This window comes from Allobosea sp., assembly GCF_017308075.1.
Classification (GTDB): domain Bacteria; phylum Pseudomonadota; class Alphaproteobacteria; order Rhizobiales; family Beijerinckiaceae; genus Allobosea.
Genome location: NZ_JAFKFX010000044.1, coordinates 40482 through 55888, shown reverse-complemented (window position 1 = coordinate 55888; position 15407 = coordinate 40482). Strand labels below are relative to the sequence as shown.

Sequence of the window (15407 nt, the reverse complement as noted above, 5' to 3'; positions counted from 1 at the left end):
TTTCGTCTTGGCGCCAGCCGTGCGGTTCGCACGGCTCCGCAAATCGCATCGCAGTGCCTTTGCCCCGATGCGAGCCCAACCAGCGCGAGGGAAGAGAGTGATGGATCCGGTGACGCGCCCGCAGGGGCGAGAAGGCGGTACGCTGGGCCGGCTGGACGATACCTTGCGCCGCCTCGCGCGGGCGATGCTGCTGGTCGCGGGCTGGGGCCTGCTGCTGCTCGGCATGCTGGTCGCGGTCGACGTCGCGGCGCGCAACACGATCGGCCGCAATATCGGCGGCGTCGACGAGATCGCCGGCTACATCTTCGCCATCGGGATCTCCTGGTCGCTGGCCGAGGCCTTCTACGCCCGCAGCCATGTCCGGATCGACTTCCTCTACCAGAAAGCGCCGCCCGGCCTGCGCTCTCTGCTGGACGTTTCATCGATCCTGGCGCTGGGCTTTGCCGCCGCCTTTCTCGCCTTCAGCGGCTGGCTGGTGGTGTCCGGTTCCTGGGGCATGGCTTCGCGTTCGGCGAGCGTGCTGCAGGTGCCGCTGGTGATCCCTCAGGCGCTCTGGTTCGCCGGGATGCTCGTCTTCCTGGCTGCGCTGCTGGTGTCCTCGCTTCAGGCCTGCCTTGCCCTCGCGGCCGGACGGCATCCGGAGCTGGCGGCACGCTTCGGCATCATGTCGGCTTCGGAAGAGGCCCAGGAAGCGCTCGGCGCCCGCGAGGAGAAAGCCTGATGCTCGCCAATGCCTCGCTGCTGCTGGCCATTCTGATCGGCGCTAGCCTGCCGATCGCCGCGACGCTGATCATCTGCGCGCTGCTGCTCAGTGCGATCTATTCGCCGCTGCCGCTGTTCCTGGCGGCCTCCGAGATCTTCTGGAAGGTCTCGACCGAGTTCACCCTCACCAGCGTGCCGCTCTTCATCCTGCTCGGCGAGATCCTGCTGCGGGCGGGCATCGCGGAGCGCATGTACGGCGCCGTCGCGCTCTGGCTCAACCGCCTGCCCGGCGGGCTGCTGCATGCCAATATCGGCGCCTCGACCCTGTTCGCTGCTACCTCCGGCTCCAGCGTCGCGACCGCGGCGACGATCGGCACTGTGGCGCTGCCCGAGGTGCGCCGGCGCGGCTACAATGAACGCCTCTTCCTCGGCAGCCTCGCCGCCGGTGGCACGCTCGGCATCCTGATCCCGCCCTCGATCCACCTGATCATCTACGGGATGATCACCAACACCTCGGTGCCGAAGCTTTATCTCGCCGCGGCCATTCCTGGGCTGTTGCTGGCGGCGTTGTTCTCATTGATCATCGTCGTGATCTGCATGGCCAAGCCCGGTTTCGGCGGCGAGCCGATCAGGGCGACCTGGCGCCAGCGCCTTACCAGCCTGGTCGATCTCGTCCCGATCCTGCTGCTCTTCCTCGTCGTCATCGGCTCGATCTATGCCGGCTTCGCAACCCCGACCGAGGCGGCCTCGCTCGGGCTCGTCTTCGCGGTGGCGCTCTCCTGGTGGTATGGCAAGCTCTCGCTGGCGCTGCTGCATGAAAGCTTCATCGGCGCGATGAAGGCGACGGCGATGATCATGCTGATCGTGCTCGCCTCCTATTTCCTCAATTTCGTGCTCTCGGTGATCGGGCTGTCGCAGCAGCTGACCAGCTTCATTTCCGGGCTCGGCCTGTCGCCGCTGCAGACCATGCTGGTGATCATCGCCTTCTTCGTGGTGCTCGGCTGCTTCCTGGAATCGCTGTCGATGCTGGTGACGATCACGCCTCTGGTCGCGCCGATCGTGATCGGCCTCGGCTACGACCCGATCTGGTTCGGCGTGATCCTGACGATCCTGCTCGAGCTGGCGCTGATCACCCCGCCGGTCGGCATCAATCTCTACGTTGTCCAGGCGATCCGCGGCCGGGGCAGCATCCAGGACGTCATCGCCGGTTCGTTGATCTTCGTCGTCAGCATGTTCGCGCTGATCGGGCTGCTGCTGGCCTTCCCCGAGATCGCGATGTGGCTGCCGACGCATTACGGCGATTAGAAGAGCCGGTCTTCGGTTCGCACCGACATCTTCCGTCCTCCCGGGCCGGGCCCTGGAGGACGTTTTGTTTCTGGCACCTCTGTGTCCCGGCTCAGCCGCAGCCCGTACGACAGGTGATGCGGCTGACTCTCGCACGCTCCTCGCCATAGGTCGCGACTTCGATCGTCACGGCGCCGCGGCGCCAGAGAAAGAGGCAGGGCGCCACGCCCGTGCCGGCACAGGCGAACATTTCCGGCCGGCCGGCGCAGCGCCTGTCGCCCGGTCGGCACGGATCGGCGCCCGGAAGGTGCAGTGGTGCCCAGCCCTGGGCCAGCAGCGCCTTGCGAGCCCGGCCATAGTCCTGTCCCTTTGGAAATCTCGGCAGCGCATCCATGGTGCTGGCGCTGGCGCAAAGAGCGAGCAGCGCAGCCAGAGACAGGACAGAGCGCGTGGCGGGCATCGGCCTGTCCTCCGGCGCGGCGGCCTTCGCCTGCGTCCGCCCGCGCCCAGCAATAGCCGGGGTTCGCGCCCTGGCGCGATGCCGGCCCGGACGCGAAGCCCGGGCGCGGCGATATCGTGGCCGATGACGAGCCCGGGGTCAGATGACGCGGGCGCGGATTACCGAGGTGACGAGCTCGGTCGCGACGACGACGGCGAAGATCACCACGAGGACGAGGCCGACCTGGTCCCAGTAGAGATTGTCCATCGCCGCCTGGAGCGCGACGCCGAGGCCGCCGGCGCCGACCAGGCCGAGCACGGCGCTCTCGCGGACATTGATGTCCCAGCGGAACAGGCTGACGGCCAGGAAGGCCGGCTTCACCTGCGGCCAGAAGCCCTTGAGCAGCACGGCGCGGCGGGGTGCCCCGGCGGCGCGCAGCGCCTCGATCGGGCCGGGCTTGGCCTCCTCGATCGCCTCGGCCAGGAATTTCCCGGTGAAGCCGATCGAGTGGACGGCGACCGCCATCACGCCGGCGAGCGCGCCGGGACCGAAGACCGCGACGAAGAGCAGGGCCCAGACCAGGGTGTGGACCGAACGGGTCGCGACCAGGATGAAGCGGCCGAGCGTGTTGACCCAAACGGAGGAGGAGACGTTCCGGGCGCACATCAGCGCGACCGGCGTCGCCAGCAGGATCGCCAGGATGGTTCCAAGCGTGGCGGTGTGCAGCGTCTCGACCAAGGCCGTCTGCACCGTGCTGGCATAGTAGCTCCAGTCGATCGGCCACATCCGGGCGAACAGGTCGACCGTCTGCTGCGGCGCGTCGTAGAGGAACTCCGGGATGATCTCGATGGTCTGGAACGACCAGCCGAGCGCCAAAGCGGCGATGCCCCAGAAGGCGAGCCGCAGCGTCCGCTCCGTCGTGGTGAAGCGGTGCCAGACCATACCGGAGGGGCCGCGCTTGACCTCGCCTGTCGGCGCCTCGTCCTGGTAGATCCGGCGCATGAAGGCCGAGAGCACCTCGCCCGCCATCACGGCCGCGATGATCGCGATGATGATGGTCAGCACGAAGTCATAGTCGAAGCGCTGGAAGGCGGTGAACAGGGTCGCACCGATGCCGCCGCCGCCGACCAGGCCGACCAGCGCCGAGTTCCTGAGATTGGAATCGAGCTGATAGGCGGCGAAGCCGATGAAGCGCGGCAGGACCTGCGGCACCACGCCCATCACCACGACGGAGAGGAACGGCGCGCCGGCGGCGCGCAGCGCCTCGATCGGCTTCATCGACATTTCCTCGATCGCCTCCGCGATCAGCTTGGCGATGAAGCCGAGCGTCGCGACGATCAGGGCGAGGATGCCGGCGAGCGCACCGAAGCCGACCGCCTTGACGAACAGGATCGCGACGATGACCGGGTGGAAGGTGCGGCAGAGCGCGATCAACCCCCGCGCCGCCACCGTCACCGGCAGCGGCATCAGGTTGCGGGCGGCGAACAGGCCGAGCGGCAAAGCGAGGAGAACGCCGGCGCCGGTCGCGATGATCGCGATCTGCAGCGATTCCAGCATGCCGTCCAAGAGCAGCTGCATCTTGTCGGCTGCGGTGTTGGGCGGGAACATCCGGCCAAGGAAGCGGGCACCGTTGTCGAGCCCCTGGACGAAGCGCTCCCAGCGAATGTCGAGGATCTGCGCGGCATAGGCGACATAGGCAAGGAACAGCAGGGCGCCGATGCGCAATGGCCAGTTCGGCGGGAAGGCGCGGCTGCGCAGGCTGCCGGTGGCGGGAAGCGCGCTCATTCCATCCAGCCTTCGCCGCCATAGATCTCGGCGAGATGGGAATCCTGCAGGCCCTCCGGCGGGCCGTCATAGACGATAAGGCCCTTCGACATGCCGATGATGCGCCGGGCGAAACGCTTCGCCAGCGCGACATTGTGGATGTTGACCAGGACCGGGATCGAGCGCTCGCGGCCGACCTCGGCGAGCAGCTCCATGATCTCGACCGAGGTTTTCGGATCGAGCGAGGAGGTCGGCTCGTCGGCGAGGACGAGATCCGGTTCCTGCATCACGGCGCGGGCGATGCCGACGCGCTGGCGCTGGCCGCCGGAGAGCTGGTCGGCCCGGCGCGTCGCGAAATCGCCGAGCCCGACGGATTCGAGCAAAGCGAAGGCGCGGGCGATGTCGGCCTCCGGGAAACGCCGGGTCCAGCTGCGCCAGACCGGGACGTAGCCGAGCCGGCCGCAGAGCACGTTCTCGATCACGGTCAGCCGCTCGACGAGATTGTACTCTTGGAAGACCATGCCGAGGCGGCGCCGCGCCTGGCGCAGTGCGTCGCCCTGGAGCTTCGCCAGATCGACGCCGTCGAGCATGATCGAGCCCGAGGTCGGGTCGACCAGCCGGTTGATGCAGCGGATCAGCGTCGATTTGCCGGTGCCGGACGGGCCGATGATGGCGACGGTGCCGGGCTCGTCGATGGTGAGGGAAATATCACGCAGGACGGGCTGGCCGGCCCGGTATTCCTTGACGAGATTGCGGATGATCAGCGTCCGGCAAGTGCCGGACGCTTCGTTTGGCAGGGCGCTCATGAGATGCGGCTGCTTTCCGATCAGGGAGCCTTGGCCGGCGCGGGCTGCGCCTTCTTCTTGGCGGCGGCATCCGCCTCGCGCTTCGCTTCGGCGTCGTAGGCGGACTTGTTGTAGGGCGTGCCCGACTTCTCGGCGACGTCGCGCACGATCGCCCAGTCCTTCTGGTAGGTGATCGGCAGGAAGCGGTCGTCGCCGTTGAACTCCTTGGTCATCTCCGGGGTGAAGCGGAAGGAGAAGAAGCAGTCGGTCAGCTTCTTGGCGAGCTCGGGCTTCAGATCGTGCGCATAAGCGAAGGAGGAGGTCGGGAACACGGCGCTGCGGTAGATCTCGCGCGTGTCGTCCTTCTTGATCGTGCCGCGCACGATCATCCGCTCATAGACGTCGCCGGCGACGGCGCCCATGTCGTAGTCGCCCGAGACGACGCCGAGGATCGACTTGTCGTGCCCGCCGGACATCAGCGGCTTGTAGTCCTTCTCGGCCTCGAGCCCATGTTCGGGGAAGAGCACGCGCGGGGCGAGATTGCCCGAGTTGGACGAGGGCGAGGTGTGGGCGACCTTCTTGCCCTTGAGGTCGGAAAGCTTCTGGTAGGGGCTGTCCTTCTTGACGACGGCGACCAGGTTGTAGCCGCGCACGCCGGCCTCGGAGCCCTTGGCGGCGAAGGGGATCGCGCCGGCGAGATTGACGGCAAAGCCCGTCGGGCCGGTCGAGAAACCGGCGAAATGCAGGCGCCCGGACCGCATGGCCTCGATCTCGGCCGAGTTGGACTGGACGGGGTAGTAGACGATGCGCTTGCCGGTGCAGGTCGCGAGATGGTCGGTCAGCGGCTTGAAGATGTTGGCATAGACCGCGGGATCCTCGACCGGCGTATAGGCCCAGACCAGCGCCGAGGGGTCCTTCAGCTTGGAGGCATCGGTCGGGACGTCGGCGACGAGATCATTGTTCGCATCGCAGTAATTGGTGTCGAGCTGGCCGCGGTTCGGGCAGGAATCCTGCGCCTGGGCGGGGGCGGCGACGACGGTCGCGAGGGCGAGGGCCAGCGGCGCGACCGTGGCGAAGCAAGCGGATTTCAGGTTGAACAAGGCGTCTTCACTCCCTTTCGACGAAGCTCCACTCGAGGAAGCCTTGTCGGTACTATGTGACACAAAACTGTCACAATCCAGTCATGCGGCAAAGACCATCAGCCGGCAAGCCACATCAAAGCGTGCTGCGGCAGGGTCAAAGTCGCGTCGCTGCCGATCTCGTGGAGGTCCGCGCCGGACTGGAAAGGCAGATCGACGGAGACCTCCGCATTGCCGATCCGGGCGCCGTAGCGGACGCTCGCCCCGAGGAATTCGCGATGGACGATCCGGCAGGGCAGGGCGATCAGCCCGGGGGCGGCAGCACCCGCGGCCAGCAGGTTGGCGTGCTGCGGACGGAAGACCAGCCGGGCGCCTTCCGGCACTTTGCGATCGGCCGGGATCGGCAGCGAAAAGCCGCCCTCGATCGCGAAGCTACGCGCCGCGCCGGCGCCGGTGACCTTGCCTTCCAGGATGTTCGCCGTTCCCAGGAAGTTGGCGACGAACAGGTTCGCGGGGCGCTCATAGAGCTCCATCGGCGTGCCGACCTGCTGGACCACGCCGTCGCTCATCACGGCGATGCGGTCGCAGATCGTGTTGGCCTCTTCCTGATCGTGGGTGACGAAGATCGTCGTCAGCCCGAGGCGCTGCTGCAGGTCGCGCAGCTCGCGGCGGACCTGCACGCGCATCTTGGCGTCGAGATTGGAGAGCGGCTCGTCGAGCAGCAGCACCTTGGGCTCGACCGCGACGGTGCGGGCGACGGCGACGCGCTGCTGCTGGCCGCCGGAGAGCTGGGAAGGCCGCCGGTCGGCGAGATGGGCGAGCCCGACCAGCCCGAGCGCGGCCTCGACGCGGCGCTCGACCTCGGCGCGCTTCACGCCGCGCTCCTCGAGCCCGAAGGCGACGTTGCGGCGAACCGTCATATGCGGCCAGAGCGCATAGGACTGGAAGACCATGCCGACATCGCGCTTCCAGGGCGGCAGGTCGGTGATCTCCTTGCCGCCGATCCGGACATGGCCGGTATCGGCCTGGTTGAACCCGGCGATCAGGCGCAGCAACGTGGTCTTGCCGCAGCCTGAGGGGCCCAGGAAGGCGAAGAACTCGCCCGGCTGGATCGCGAGGCTGACATCCTTCAGCACATGGTTGGTGCCGTAGGATAGGTTGACGCCTTCGATGTCGACGGAGACAGCCGGCGTGGTCAGTGAGACGTTTGCGTTCATGGTCAGTGGCCCATTCCCTTGGCCTTCTGGCTGCGTTCGATGATGAGATGCGAGATGAAGGTGCAGGCGGCGACGAGGAGGACCGCGACGACGCCGAGCGCGGCGCCGGGCCCCCGGCCGGCGGCCGATTGCATGAAGACGTAGAGTCCGTAGGCGAGCGGCGCGTCCGAGTTCGACTGCACCAGCATCAGCGTCGCCGAGAGCTCGACCGCGGCGGTCGAGAACGAGGTGACGAAGCCGGCGAGGATGCCGCCGGCCATCAGCGGCACGACGATGCGGCGCACGGTGCGCGACTTGGTCGCCCCGAGATTCTCCGCAGCTTCCTCGAGCGAGACCGAGATCTGCTGGAGCGCCGCATAGCAGGCGCGCAGCGCATAGGGCAGGCGCCTTATGGCGAGCGCCAGCACGATGGTGATCCAGAGCGACGCCAGCGGCGTGCCGTCAGGCAGGGTCACGCCGTAGAAGGTCCTGAGATAGCCGATGCCGAGCACGACGCCGGGGATGGCGAGCGCGGCCGTGGCCATCCAGTCCAGCCATTCGCGGCCGATCAGCTTGGTGCGCAGCACGAGATAGGCGATCGCCACGCCGAGCACGATGTCGATGCCGCCGGCGAGGGTGGCATAGATCAGCGTGTTCTTGATGTAGACCGAGCTCTCGCCGAAGACGCGGCCGTAATGGGCGAGCGTGAAGGCGTCGGGCAGCGGCGAGTACGACCAGATCGTCGCGAAGGAGAGCAGCAGGAGGCCCATATGCGGAGCCAGCACCAGCGCCAGGATCAGGAAGACGGTGCCGTAGCCGAGCACGGCCTCCCAGCGCGTCATCTCGCGCTTGGCGAGACCGCCGCCGCCGCGCTGGGTGGTGGCGTAGTCGCGCCCCTTCAGAGCCCGCGCCGAAAGCCACATGGCGGTGACCGAGGCGACGATCAGTACGACCGAGATGACGTAGCCCATCGGGTCGGCGATGCCGATCGAGGTGACGCGTAAATAGGCCTGCGGCGCCAGCATGTCCTTGACGTTGAGCAGGAGCGGGGTCGCGAGGTCGTCGAAGACCTTGACGAAGACCAGCGAGGCGCCAGCGAGATAGCCGGGCATGGCAAGCGGGAAGACGATGCGCCGGAACAGCCGGAAACCCGAGGAACCGAGATTCTGCGCGGCCTCCTCCATGGCGCGGTCGATATTGCGCAGCGCCGCCGAGAGATTGATCAGGATGAATGGGAAATAATGGACCGATTGGACGAAGATGACGCCGTTCAGCCCTTCCATGAAATCGATCTTGAAGCCGAACCAGTCGTCGAGCAGCAGGTTGATCGAGCCGTTGCGGCCGAAGAAGAGCTGCATCGCGACCGCGCCGACGAAGGGCGGCATGATCAGCGGCAGGAAGCCGAGGGTCTGGACGATGGCGGCGCCGCGGAAGACGAAGCGCGTGGTCAGGTAAGCCAGCGGCAGGGCGAAGACCGAGGCCCAGACCACCGACATCGCCGAGACGTAGAAGGAGTTCCACAGCGAGCGCATGAACAGCTCGGTGCGGAAGAAGTCGTAGAAGTTCACCAGCGTGAAGTTCGAGGTGCCCTTCTCGGTGAAGGCGACGTAGATCACCGTCGCCACTGGCAGTACCAGGAACATCAGCAGGAAGGCGGCGATGGCGAGCGCGAGCGCGATCTGGCCGGGCGTTGCCGCCAGGCGTCGGGCGCGGGGAGCCGAGGTCGGGATTGCGGTCATGGTGATCCTGATCGTCGACGAAAGGGCGCAGCGTCACCCGGGCCGCAGCCTCGCGGGCCAGCCGGGAACCGGCGCGGCTTGGGGCGCCGGGACGGGCCCCGGACCCGTGCGGCTTCGCCGCGGGTCCGGGGTGACGTTGCGGTTCGAGGGCCTTACTTGGCGGCCTTGAGCGCTTCTTCCGCCTTGACCTTGGCCTTGGCGTAGTTCTCGCGGGCGAAGCTCGCCCATTGCGCCTCGACCTCGGCCTGGCGCGCGCCCTTCTCCTTGCCGCCGGTGAAGGCGGCGCGCAGTTCAGGGCTCGAGGCCTGGATCTGCGTCACGGGGAGCGCAGCGATCAGGGCGCGGGCCTCGTCGGCAAGCGCCTTGGCCTGCGGGTTAGGCTTCTTGGCGAGCGCGGCATCGACCTCGTGCAGCGTCTTGGTGACGCCCTTCAGCGCATCGAGCTGGAAGGAGATCAGCTGGTCGAACAGCGTGTCGACCACGGCGGTGCGGGCCTCCGACTTGTCGACGTCAAAGCCGATCATCTTCTGGAAGCGCGGATCGGTGAAGGGGTTGGGATAGTCGTCGCCGGCCTTGGCGTAGACAGCCGGATTGACCGGCAGGCGACGGATGCCGGGCTCGAGCAGCACTTCCTGGCCGGTCGGGGAGAGCAGGAACTCGATGAAGGCCTCGGCGGCCGCCTTGTTCGGCGGGTTGGCGACGATGCCGACATTGGCCGGGACGACGGTGGTCACGCTCGGATAGACGAACTTGACCGGGAAGCCCGAGGCCTGCGCCGAGAGGGCGAAGAAGTCGATGACGATGCCGACGCCGACCTGCCCGGAGTTGACCGCCTCCGGCACGCCGAAGGAACGCTCGGTGATCGAGCGGAAATTGCCGGCCATGTTCTTGATGGTGCGCCAGCCATTCTCCCAGCCTTCGCCCTGGAGGATGGTTTCGATGGTCAGATGCGTGGTGCCCGAGCGGGCGGGCGAGGCAATCGAGACATGGTCGTAGAAGACCGGCTTGGCGAGGTCCTGCCAGTCCTTCGGCTCGGGCAGCTTGTTGGCCTTGGCGTAGCGGTCATTCCACATGATCCCGTAGCCGGAGGCCGCGAAGCCGAAATAGAAGCCCTGCGGGTCGTTGATCGGATAGGAGCCGATCTTCTCGGGGATGCCGGTGGCCTTGGGCTTGTAGGCGGTGAGCAGCTTCTTGCCCTTCAGCACCTCGAAGGCGTCCGGCGCCGAGGCCCAGAACAGGTCGACCTGGTTGTTGGCCTTGGTCTCCTCGACATATTTCACACCGGCATTGGTGTTGCGGTTCTGGACCTCGAGGGTGACGCCGGGAGCCGCCTTCTCGAAGGCCTTCTTGATGGGGTCGGTGACGTCCTTGGAGAAGGAGGTGACGACCGTGACCTTGCCGGCAGGCGCCTGGGCGATGGCGATGGTCGCGAACGAGGCGCTCAGCGAAAGACCGAGGGTGGCCGCCAGTGCGGCTCTGCGATTGAGCATGGTTTCCTCCAGGGCAATTTCTTCAGTTCGACCTCGAGGTCGATGCATCCTGGACAGCAACTGCGATGCCAACCGCTGCTGCCTTTGAAACCATTCAGGAATCCGGCGGCATGTTACCTGGATGGCCCGATAACGGGGTCGCTCCGGTAACCTGCCGGTATGGGCGATGGGTCAGCGCGGTAACATGAGGCGGCAGCCTGGCCGCTCAGTCGGCGAGCGCGGCCGAGCCGCCGAGCCCGTAGCGCCGCATCTTGAGGTAGAGCGTCTTGCGGGTGATGCCGAGCGCTCCGGCGGTGACGCCGATGCGCCCGCCATGGCGCTTCAGCGCGGCCCCGATCGCTTCCGCCTCGGCGAGAGCGACCTCTTCCTCGAGCGTCCGCTCGATGCCGCTTGCGGTGGCGGCGGTATCGAGGTCCTCGAAATCCTCGTCCATGCCGAGCAGGCTGCGTTCGGCGGCATTGCGCAGTTCGCGGACATTGCCGGGCCAGTCCTGCCGTGACAGGCGCTGCAGGAGATCGCGCCCGAGCGGTGGCGCGGAACGGCCGACGCGGGCCGCGGCCAGCGTCAGGAAGTGTCGGAACAGCATCGGGATGTCCTCACGCCGGTCGCGCAGCGGCGGCAGGCGCAAGGTCACGACATTGAGCCGGTAGACCAGATCCTCGCGGAAGCCGCCGGTCTTGGCGAGGGCGGCAAGGTCTGCCTTGGTGGCGGCGACGATGCGGATGTCGACGGCGATCTCGCGATTGGAGCCGAGCCGCTCGATGCGGCGCTCCTGCAGTGCGCGCAGCAGGCGGACCTGCGCCGCCATCGGCATGGATTCGATCTCGTCGAGGAAGAGCGTGCCGCCGCTGGCATGCTCGATCTTGCCGATCCGGCGCTCGCGCGCGCCGGTGAAGGCGCCGGCCTCGTGGCCGAAAAGCTCGCTCTCGATCATGGTCTCGGGGATGGCGCCGCAGTTCACGGCGACGAAGCGGCCGGCACGGCGCTGGCCGAGATCGTGCAAAGCACGCGCCGCGACCTCCTTGCCGGTGCCGGTCTCGCCGAAGAGCAGGACGTCGGTGTCGGCGTCGGCGAGGAGCGCGAGCCGCCCGCGCAGCTTGGCGATGGCCGGCGAATTGCCGACCAGGCGCGCGGCCCAGGGGTCTTCCGGCGCGACGCCGGCGCGCAGCGCACGGTTCTCGATGATCAGCCGGCGATACTCGCTGGCGCGCCTCACCGTCTCGATCAGCAGCACGGGATCGGCCGGCTTCTCGACGAAATCCCAGGCGCCGTCGCGGATCGCCTTCACCGCCATCGGGACATCGGCATGGCCGGTGATCAGCACGACCGGGATTTCCGAGTCGATCGCGGTCACCGCCGACAGCAGGCCGAAGCCGTCGCGGCCGGGCATGCGGACATCGCTGACGATGACGGCGGCGCTGTCGCGGTTGAGGAGGGCGAGCGCGGCATCGCCGGAGCGCCTGGCTGCGACCTCGAAACCGTCGAGCTCCAGCGTCAGCCGCCAGGCTTCGAGGACCTCGGCGTCGTCATCGACGAGGATCACCTTCGGGGCGCTCATGCGTTCGCATCCAATGGGGCCATGACATGGGTGGTCGTGCCCTCGAGCGTGATCAGGAAACGCGTGCCCGCGGGGCCGGTTTCCGCCACGGCGAGGGTGCCACCCAGGTCCTTGATGATGTTGTAGGACAGGGAAAGACCGAGGCCGAGCCCCGAGCCGACTGGCTTGGTCGTGAAGAAAGGATCGAAGATCCGCTCGACATGCGGGCGGTCGATGCCGGGACCGTTGTCCTCGACCCAGAGCCCGACGCTGCGGCCACTTCGCCGCGCGCCGACCGTCAGCGTCGCGCCCGCCCGGCCGGCGACGGCGTCGAGCGCGTTGGCGATGAGATTGACCAGCACCTGCTCGAGCCGGATCTCCTCGGCGTGGACATGGAGCCGGTCGCTCGGCAGCTCGCGCTTCAGCGTCACGCCTTCTGCCGCTAGGCGCGGCTCGAACAGGGACAGGGCGGTTTCGAAGACCTCGCCGACCTCGACCGGGGCGAGCACGACGCCGGGCTTGCGGGCGAAGCGCCTGAGATGGGCGATCAGCTCGGCGGCGCGGGTCGTCAGGGCCTGGATTCGGGCGAGGGCCTGGCGGGCATCTTCCGGACGGTCGCGCTCGAGCAGCAGCGCGCCGTTATGGGCATGGGAGCGGATCGCGGCGAGCGGCTGGTTGAGCTCGTGGCTGAGCCCCGCGGCCATCTGGCCGAGGGCCGCGAGCTTGGCGGCCTGAATCAGGTCGTCGCGCGTCTGGCGGAAGACGGCGAGCGCGCGGGCGAGATCGCCGAGCTCGTCATTGCCGGCCTTGGGCAGAACGGCGGAGGATTGGCCGCTGGCGATGCTGGTCGCGGCCTCGGTGAGGACCCGCAGCCGCGCCACGAGATGGCGCCGGACATAGAACCAGCCGATCAGCAGCGCCCCGAGCAGCGAGGCGGCGGCGATCGCCAGCAAGAGGTTGCGCCCCAGCAGGATCGCCTCGGCCGAACGCTCGGCGGCGGCCTTGGCCACGGCCTCGGTGCGCTGGACTTCCTGCGAGACCAGCGTGCCGAGCTCGGTGACGAGGCGCCGGCTCTCGAAGATCAGGCGCTGCGCGTCGGCCAGCGCCGAAAGCTCGGCGCGCTTGATCGCAGGCAGCCCGGTCGTCGTGTCGGCGAGGCCGATCAGGCGCTGGGTGATCTGGCGGACGGTGATGGTGTCGGGCCAGCCGGTGAGGGCCTTGGCCTCGACCTCGAGCTGGTCGACCGCTTCGCCGATGACATGGCCGGTCTGCTCCATGTCCTCGCGGGTCCGCACCGCGCCCAAGCGGCCGAACAGCCCGACGATCAGGTTCGCCTGGGCGTTCAGCGTCATCAGCGCCTCGCTCTTGCGGGTCTCCTCGCGGATGGCGTTCGGGCGGCTGGTTTGCGTCGCGACCGTATTCGCCTGCCCGAGCGCGGTCTCGATGTTGAACCGGGCATCGTCGGTCAGCGGCTCGATCTCGTCGAGCAGATCGGCCTGGAGCCAGCGCAATTCCTCGCCGAGGGCGCGGTTGCGCTCGCCAAGCGGGAAACGGCGTTCCGAGACGGCATCGATCGCCGCGAGATTGCCGCGGATCGCGGTCGCGACCGAAGTCAACGCCGGCACGTCGAAACCGCCCTGCTTGCGTTCGGAGAGGACGCGGTCGAGCTCGTCCAGGCGCTCGCCGACGGCGCGCCGGCTGCGCTCATAGACGTCGCGCCGCTCGGCATTGGCGAGCTCCGGCATCGCCGAGATCACGCGCGCGCTGGCCTCGGCCAGCCTTGCTGCCGAGGCGAGGCCGGGAAGGTGGTCGCTGGCGATGGCGGCGAGCTCCTTGCTCAGCCGCTCATAGGAGATGACGCCGACGATGCCGGCGCCGACGGCGAAGAGGCCGACGCCGAGGAAGGCGGCGATCAGGCGGCCGCCGATGCCGAAACGCCGGCCGGGCCAGAGGCGTCTCACGGCCTCGCTCCCGCAAGGCCGTCCTCTGCCCCGGCCCAGCCCAGGCCGACGAGCCGTTCGGTCGCCCTCCGCAGGGCGTCGGCGGCCTCCGCGGCATGGCCGGCGATCGCGGCGCGGATCTCGGCCTCGAGCTTCGCCTGCGCTTCGGGCGGGGCAACGCCGCGCGGGACGCGGACGAGGTTGCGGAAGCGCTCGGGCTGCTCCAGCTGCGCGGCCGCGACCGGCGGACGGGTGAGGGCGGTGCGGGCCTGCGTCAGAAACTGCGCCGCCTGCTCGTCGGGATGGCGAAGGAGCGCCGCTTCCATGGCCTGTAGGCTGCGCCAGAGCCGGGCATGCTCGGCGCGCCGGAAGGTGATCCATTCGTCGAAGATGATGTTGACGAGTTCGTAGCGGCTGGCCGAGAGGCCGGCGTCGAAACGGGTCTTGCTGAACAGACCCGCTGTTTCCGAGAGATGCGGCGGCGTCTCGTTAGGGCCATAGGCGGCCGGCGAGACCGCGAGGCGGCCGATCCGCGGCTCGCGCAGCAGCCTTTGGCCTTCGGGAGACAGCACGAAGTCGACGAAGAGCTCGGCCTCCTTGGGATTGGGCGATGTCGCGAGCCGCGCGATGCTGGCCGGCGCGAACAGCGTCTCCTCCGGCAGCACGAAACGGTTGGTTTCGGCTTCGCCGGTGCCGGAATCCGTCAGGAAATCGATGGAGATGCCGATGCCGAAGCGGCCGCGCGCGACGCCGGTGGTGACGCCGAAGCTGCGCGCGGTCAGTGTCGCGAGATTGCCGCCGATCGCCGACCAGAGCGCCCAGCCGCGCTCCCAGCCGAGCGATTGCAGCAGCGCCTCGACCATCAGATGGGTGGTCCCGGAGCGGGCCGGCGAGGTCAGGCCGATATGGCCGGCATAGGCGGGAGCGGCGAGGTCGGACCAGTTGCGCGGCACGGGCAGATTGCGCGCCGAGAGATAGCCGGGGTTGTAGACCAGCCCGTAGCCGGAAATGGCGAAGCCGAGATAGCGGCCGGCAGGGTCGTTGACCGGATAGCCGGCGATGCTCTCCGGGGCGCCGGTGGGGCGCGCCTGCAGAGGCGCCAGCAGTCCGGCCTGCTTCAGCAGCTCGAAGGCATCGGGTGCCGAAGCCCAGAACAGATCGGCCTCCGGCCGCTTCTGAGCGTGGATGTCGGCGAGCGCGGCGGTCGTCTTGCGCTGCACGATCTCGACGGCGATGTCCGGGTGACGGGCGCGGAAGGCGACGCGGAAAGGCTCGAAGAAGGAAGGCGGGAACGAGGTGACGACCTGGACGCGACGCGCCTGCGCCGGGCCGGCGGCGAGCCAGCCAAATGCGGAAAGGGCAAGCCAGAGACAGAGGGCGCGGCGGCTCATCGCACCGTCATATAGCCGGGCAATCGGCAGGCATAGATCGGCCGTGCAGTCGCCGGGCCGG

12 protein-coding genes are annotated in these 15407 nt (G+C 68.2%); 2 read left to right on the top strand and 10 right to left on the bottom strand.

Annotation, left to right across the window (positions count from 1 at the left end; translation table 11 throughout):
- Nucleotides 1-100 precede the first annotated feature (100 nt).
- On the top strand, nucleotides 101-721 hold the full coding sequence (locus J0J10_RS22805; protein ID WP_291649479.1) for a TRAP transporter small permease subunit: 621 nt from the start codon (nucleotides 101-103) through the stop codon (nucleotides 719-721).
- A complete protein-coding gene (locus J0J10_RS22800) occupies nucleotides 721-2007 on the top strand; it encodes a TRAP transporter large permease (protein ID WP_291649478.1) in 1287 nt (428 codons plus the stop codon). The genes J0J10_RS22805 and J0J10_RS22800 overlap by 1 nt, the downstream gene beginning before the upstream one ends.
- 91 nt (nucleotides 2008-2098) lie before the next feature.
- On the opposite strand, the gene J0J10_RS22795 is transcribed toward J0J10_RS22800, so the two are convergent.
- From J0J10_RS22795 to J0J10_RS22750, 10 genes are all read right to left on the bottom strand, one after another.
- Nucleotides 2099-2446 carry a hypothetical protein gene (locus J0J10_RS22795; protein ID WP_291649477.1) on the bottom strand — a complete coding sequence of 116 codons (348 nt, stop codon included), beginning with the start codon at nucleotides 2444-2446 and terminating at the stop codon, nucleotides 2099-2101.
- Nucleotides 2447-2584: 138 nt separating this feature from the next.
- Entirely contained in the window at nucleotides 2585-4210 is a 1626-nt protein-coding gene (gene phnE, locus J0J10_RS22790; protein ID WP_291637127.1) for a phosphonate ABC transporter, permease protein PhnE, read from the bottom strand.
- On the bottom strand, nucleotides 4207-4995 hold the full coding sequence (gene phnC, locus J0J10_RS22785) for a phosphonate ABC transporter ATP-binding protein (protein ID WP_291637125.1): 789 nt from the start codon (nucleotides 4993-4995) through the stop codon (nucleotides 4207-4209). The genes phnE and phnC overlap by 4 nt, the downstream gene beginning before the upstream one ends.
- 20 nt (nucleotides 4996-5015) lie before the next feature.
- The gene (phnD, locus tag J0J10_RS22780; RefSeq protein WP_465247242.1) at nucleotides 5016-6074 is read right to left on the bottom strand and encodes a phosphate/phosphite/phosphonate ABC transporter substrate-binding protein; all 1059 of its coding nucleotides are present in this window, start codon (nucleotides 6072-6074) and stop codon (nucleotides 5016-5018) included.
- Between the two features lie 98 nt (nucleotides 6075-6172).
- Nucleotides 6173-7270, bottom strand: coding sequence for an ABC transporter ATP-binding protein (locus J0J10_RS22775; RefSeq protein WP_291649476.1), 1098 nt, complete (start codon nucleotides 7268-7270; stop codon nucleotides 6173-6175).
- A 2-nt stretch (nucleotides 7271-7272) separates the two neighbouring features.
- On the bottom strand, nucleotides 7273-8988 hold the full coding sequence (locus tag J0J10_RS22770) for an ABC transporter permease (RefSeq protein ID WP_291649475.1): 1716 nt from the start codon (nucleotides 8986-8988) through the stop codon (nucleotides 7273-7275).
- A 152-nt stretch (nucleotides 8989-9140) separates the two neighbouring features.
- Nucleotides 9141-10478 carry an ABC transporter substrate-binding protein gene (locus J0J10_RS22765; protein WP_291649474.1) on the bottom strand — a complete coding sequence of 446 codons (1338 nt, stop codon included), beginning with the start codon at nucleotides 10476-10478 and terminating at the stop codon, nucleotides 9141-9143.
- 205 nt (nucleotides 10479-10683) lie between these two features.
- The gene (locus J0J10_RS22760; protein WP_291649473.1) at nucleotides 10684-12036 is read right to left on the bottom strand and encodes a sigma-54-dependent transcriptional regulator; all 1353 of its coding nucleotides are present in this window, start codon (nucleotides 12034-12036) and stop codon (nucleotides 10684-10686) included.
- Nucleotides 12033-13976, bottom strand: a complete 1944-nt coding sequence (locus J0J10_RS22755) for an ATP-binding protein (RefSeq protein WP_291649472.1) — start codon at nucleotides 13974-13976, stop codon at nucleotides 12033-12035. Before J0J10_RS22755 ends, J0J10_RS22760 begins: the two co-directional genes overlap by 4 nt.
- Nucleotides 13973-15346, bottom strand: coding sequence for an ABC transporter substrate-binding protein (locus J0J10_RS22750; protein WP_291649471.1), 1374 nt, complete (start codon nucleotides 15344-15346; stop codon nucleotides 13973-13975). The genes J0J10_RS22755 and J0J10_RS22750 overlap by 4 nt, the downstream gene beginning before the upstream one ends.
- Nucleotides 15347-15407: the final 61 nt, after the last annotated feature.